Below are 4211 nucleotides of genomic sequence, written 5' to 3'. Positions count from 1 at the left end.
GCCGCCTGCTGTAACCCTCGCGCCAACTCCGGACAAAGGCCCCACCCATGCCCCGCACGCTCATCACCTCCGCCATTCCCTACATCAATGGGATCAAGCACCTCGGCAACCTCGTGGGCTCACAGCTCCCGGCCGACCTCTACGCCCGCTACTGCCGGGCGCGCGGCGACGAGGTGCTGTTTCTCTGCTCGACCGACGAGCACGGCACTCCCGCCGAGCTGGCCGCCGCCAAGGCGGGCAAGCCGGTGGACGAGTTCTGCGCCGAGATGCACGAGGTGCAGGCCGAGATCGGCAAGGGCTTCGGCCTGTCGTTCGATCACTTCGGTCGCTCCTCCTCGCCGCAGAACCACCGGCTGACCCAGCATTTCGCCGGGGCGCTGGCCGACAACGGCCTCATCGGCGAGGTCTCCGAGAAGCAGGTCTACTCCAACGCCGATGGCCGCTTTTTGCCCGACCGCTACATCGAGGGCACCTGCCCCAACTGCGGCTATGACAAGGCCCGCGGCGACCAGTGTGAGAACTGCACCAAGCAGCTCGACCCGACCGACCTGATCGAGCCGCGCTCCGCCATCTCCGGCTCGACCGACCTGGAAGTGCGCGAAACCAAGCACCTCTACCTCAAGCAGCGCAGCCTGCGCGATGACCTCTCCAAATGGATCGACAGCAAGGCCGACTGGCCGGTGCTCACCACCTCGATCGCCAAGAAATGGCTGAACGACGGTGACGGCCTGCAAGATCGCGGCATTACCCGTGACCTGCACTGGGGCGTGCCGGTAAAAAAGGGCACCGAGGACTGGCCGGGCATGGAGGGCAAGGTCTTCTACGTCTGGTTCGACGCCCCGATCGAGTATATCGCCTGCGCCGAAGAGTGGCAGGACGCCGGCAAAGGCGAAAACTGGGAGCGCTGGTGGCGCACCGACAAGGGCGCCGAAGATGTCCGCTACGTCCAGTTCATGGGCAAGGACAACGTGCCCTTCCACACCCTCAGCTTCCCCGCCACCCTCCTCGGCTCCGGCGAGCCGTGGAAGCTGGTCGATTACATCAAGAGCTTCAACTACCTCAACTACGAGGGCGGCCAGTTCTCCACCTCGCAAGGCAGGGGCGTGTTTCAGGACCAGGCGCTGGAGATCCTGCCCGCCGACTACTGGCGCTGGTGGCTGCTATCCCACGCGCCCGAGACCAACGACACAGAGTTCACCTGGGAGACCTTCCAGCAGGACGTGAACAAGGATCTGGCCGACGTGCTGGGCAATTTCGTCAGCCGCGTCACCAAGTTCTGCCGCTCCAAATGGGGCGAAGAGGTGCCAGCGGGCGGGGAGCTCTCCGACAACGGAAAGGCGCTCATCGATGAGCTGCAGGCCAAGCTCACCGAGTATACCGCCCAGATGGATGCCATCGAGGTGCGCCGCGCGGCGGCCACGCTGCGCTCCATGTGGGTCGCGGGCAACGAGTTCCTGCAATCGGCAGCGCCCTGGACCAGCTTCAAGCAAGATCCCGAGGCCGCGGCCGCCGACATCCGCCTCGCGCTCAACCTGATCCCGGTATATGCCGTGCTCTCCGCGCCCTTCATCCCCTTCTCCGCCGCGCGGATGCTGGCCGACATGGGCGCCGAGGGGGCCGCATGGCCCACCGATCTCTCCGCCGCGCTCATAGCGTTGCCGCCCGGTCACGCCTTCACCGTGCCCGACGTGCTCTTCGCTAAGATCCCCGATGAAGACCGCGAGAGCTGGGCCGCCCGCTTCTCCGGCACGCGTACCTGAGGCGCCACCAATTGCGACTTTAGTCGCATCGATGCGCACATTGACCGGCGGATGCGTTCCTAAACCGTGAAACTTTGACGGATCGTCTTGATTTGCCGCGACAACACGCGTTCAATTCGCCGGGGGGCGAAGGCGTGGGCTTGATCTGATGTACCGTGACGGAAGGCCACAATGAGCCCTCTTCCTCATCTGCACGTCTCTTCAGACCACGCGGACGCCGGGTTCGACTCGCTCTTCGAGGTCGAGCCTCTCCTGCTCCACTCCATCGACGACAGCGGCACGCTCCTCAATGTCTCCACCGCCTGGGCACGGCTCCTGGGCTACAGCCGCGACGAGCTGATCGGGCGCCGCACGGTCGATGTCATGGCCCCCGCCTCCCGCGCCTATGCACTCACCACCGGCCTGCCCCTGCTCTACGCGCGCGGCCATGTCACCAACATACCCTACGAGTTTCTGCGCGCCGACGGGCGGCCGATTCCGGTGCTGCTCTCCTCCGGCGCCATCACCGATGAGAATGGCCGGTTCCTGCGCAGCCTGACCGTCATCACCGATGACAGGCGCGCCCGTTACGCCGAGCGCGAGCTGAATGCCCGCGACCGGCGCGAGGCCGGCGGGGCCGACGCGCTGCGCGGGCTTCTGGAACGTCTTGGTCATGAAACCCGCACGCCGCTGGGCGCCATCCTCGGCTTTGCCACACTGATGGAACAGGGCGAACTGCCCGACGAGCAGCGCGCCCGTCTCGCCCAGGTGATGAGTGCCGCAGAAGGCCTGCGCAGCGCGCTCGATGCGGCGCTGACCGATGCCGAGGCCAGCCTCGCGCCTCGCCGTGCATCCAGCGCGCCCAGTGTGCCCATGGGCCGGCCCGGCACCCGGGGCACGCAGCGGCGCCACCTGCCGCTTGCCCCCATGCGGGTGCTTCTCGCGCTTGGCGAGGCCAACCGGCAAGACAGCCTGCGCGAGCTCCTGCGCGCGGGCGGACACAAGGTTGTCACCGTGGGCAACGGCTACGAGGCGATCGAGGCGCTCTTCTCCGGGCCCGTGGACCTTGCCATCATGGGGCTCGACATGCCCGGCCTCTCCGGGCCCGCCACCGTGGCGCAGATCCGCAACTCGGGCCGCAGCTTCCGCAACATTCCCGTCATCGCCTGCGGCAGCGCGGCTGCGCCTGCGCTCTCCGAACTCCGTGCCATGGGGATGAACGGCTGCCTGCCCCCCGATTGCACCCAAAGCACGCTGGAAGCCGAGATGCGCCGCGCGCTCGAAACACGCGCCTCATAGGCCCTGCGCCTAGCCCGATTTGCCCCGCTGCCGCAGCCGCACCTGTCGCAGTACCTCCACCAGCATCGCCGTGAGCACTCCGAACACCAGCAGCCCGTTCGCCGCCGCCAGCCCGCCGAGCAACCGCCACTCCTGCGGCAACAGGATGTCGCCAAAGCCCAGCGTGGTGAAGGCCACCAGCGCGAAGTAGACAGAGGCCTCCAGCGTTACGAAAATCTTCAACGCCCAAAGCGCCAGCGCCCAGATCCAGACCGAGGCGGTCATCAGCGCCACCGTCCAGAGCATCACCGCCGAGAGCACCACCACCAGCCTCGGCCCGTGCGGCGGGCGGATCACCCAGCCGTGGGACACCCGCAAGAAGGCCTCCAGCCCCCAGAGCGACAGGGCCGAAACGCCCGCCGTCACGACCATGATCGCGGAGCCGATAACCAGCTGGATCAGCATTCGCCATCCCCCTCGATCTCGGCCACCTCCCGCCCGGGCCGCGCCCGGTAGCGCGGCAGCGACAGGCCCCACCAAAGCCCCGCCGCGCGCAGCGCCAGGGCGACCATGAAGCCCGCACCCAGCGCGATCTCCCGGGCTACGCCCGCCCCGTCTGCAAGGGCCAGCACCAGCGCCCCCGCGAGCGCCGCGGTCACGTAGATCTCACGCCGCAGGATCACAGGCTCCTCGCCGCCCAGCAGGTCGCGCAGCACGCCTCCGAAAGACGCCGTCGCCACCCCCATGGCCACCGCCACCGACGGGGCCGCGCCCGCGTCCAGCGCCCGCTCGGCGCCGGTGACGGCAAAGAGCGCAAGGCCCACGGCATCGAACCACAGCAGCACCCGGTAGCGCGAGGCCGGGATATGCGCGAGGAAGAACACCAGCGCCCCCACCCCGGCACAGACCAGCAGCACCTCCGGCGCCTCGACCCAGAACACCGGCCCGAGGCCCAGCACCAGGTCGCGCACCGTGCCCCCGCCCACGGCCGTCACCACCGCGAGCAGCACGAAGCCCACCACGTCCATCTCCTTGCGCGAGGCCACCAGCGCCCCCGTCACCGCAAAGACGCATAGCCCGAACCAATCCAGAACCGCCGTCACCGTCTCGAACATGTCCCGCCCTCCTGCCGCCAAGCAGACCTCGCAGGCGATCCGGGCGCAACCCCCGTAGGGTGCGCATTCATGGCGCACC

General features: G+C 68.1%; 4 protein-coding genes. 2 read left to right on the top strand and 2 right to left on the bottom strand.

The features are described from left to right. The first annotated feature begins 47 nt into the window (after positions 1–47). Both metG and DYI42_RS23290 read left to right on the top strand, forming a co-directional pair. Positions 48–1760 carry a methionine--tRNA ligase gene (metG, locus tag DYI42_RS23295; RefSeq protein ID WP_213549427.1) on the top strand — a complete coding sequence of 571 codons (1713 nt, stop codon included), beginning with the start codon at positions 48–50 and terminating at the stop codon, positions 1758–1760. Positions 1761–1931: 171 nt separating this feature from the next. Further along, the gene (locus DYI42_RS23290) at positions 1932–3038 is read left to right on the top strand and encodes an ATP-binding response regulator (RefSeq protein ID WP_213549426.1); all 1107 of its coding nucleotides are present in this window, start codon (positions 1932–1934) and stop codon (positions 3036–3038) included. A gap of 9 nt (positions 3039–3047) precedes the next feature. Here the strand turns inward: DYI42_RS23290 and DYI42_RS23285 are convergent, their stop codons facing one another. Together DYI42_RS23285 and DYI42_RS23280 are read right to left on the bottom strand one after the other, a co-directional pair. Next, the gene (locus DYI42_RS23285) at positions 3048–3482 is read right to left on the bottom strand and encodes an ion channel (RefSeq protein WP_213549424.1); all 435 of its coding nucleotides are present in this window, start codon (positions 3480–3482) and stop codon (positions 3048–3050) included. Continuing rightward, positions 3476–4211 (bottom strand): trimeric intracellular cation channel family protein (locus DYI42_RS23280; protein WP_342344731.1); only part of this gene is annotated, 736 nt, incomplete at its 5' end. The genes DYI42_RS23285 and DYI42_RS23280, both read right to left, overlap by 7 nt.

The organism is Vannielia litorea, assembly GCF_018424695.1.
Lineage (GTDB): Bacteria > Pseudomonadota > Alphaproteobacteria > Rhodobacterales > Rhodobacteraceae > Vannielia > Vannielia litorea_A.
This window is presented reverse-complemented; position numbering and strand designations above follow the sequence as displayed.

Excerpts from the sequence above, each read along its gene's own strand:
- metG (WP_213549427.1), top strand. The coding sequence starts at position 48 with ATGCCCCGCACGCTCATCACCTCCGCCATTCCCTACATCAATGGGATC.
- DYI42_RS23290 (WP_213549426.1), top strand. The coding sequence starts at position 1,932 with ATGAGCCCTCTTCCTCATCTGCACGTCTCTTCAGACCACGCGGACGCC.
- DYI42_RS23285 (WP_213549424.1), bottom strand. The coding sequence starts at position 3,482 with ATGCTGATCCAGCTGGTTATCGGCTCCGCGATCATGGTCGTGACGGCG.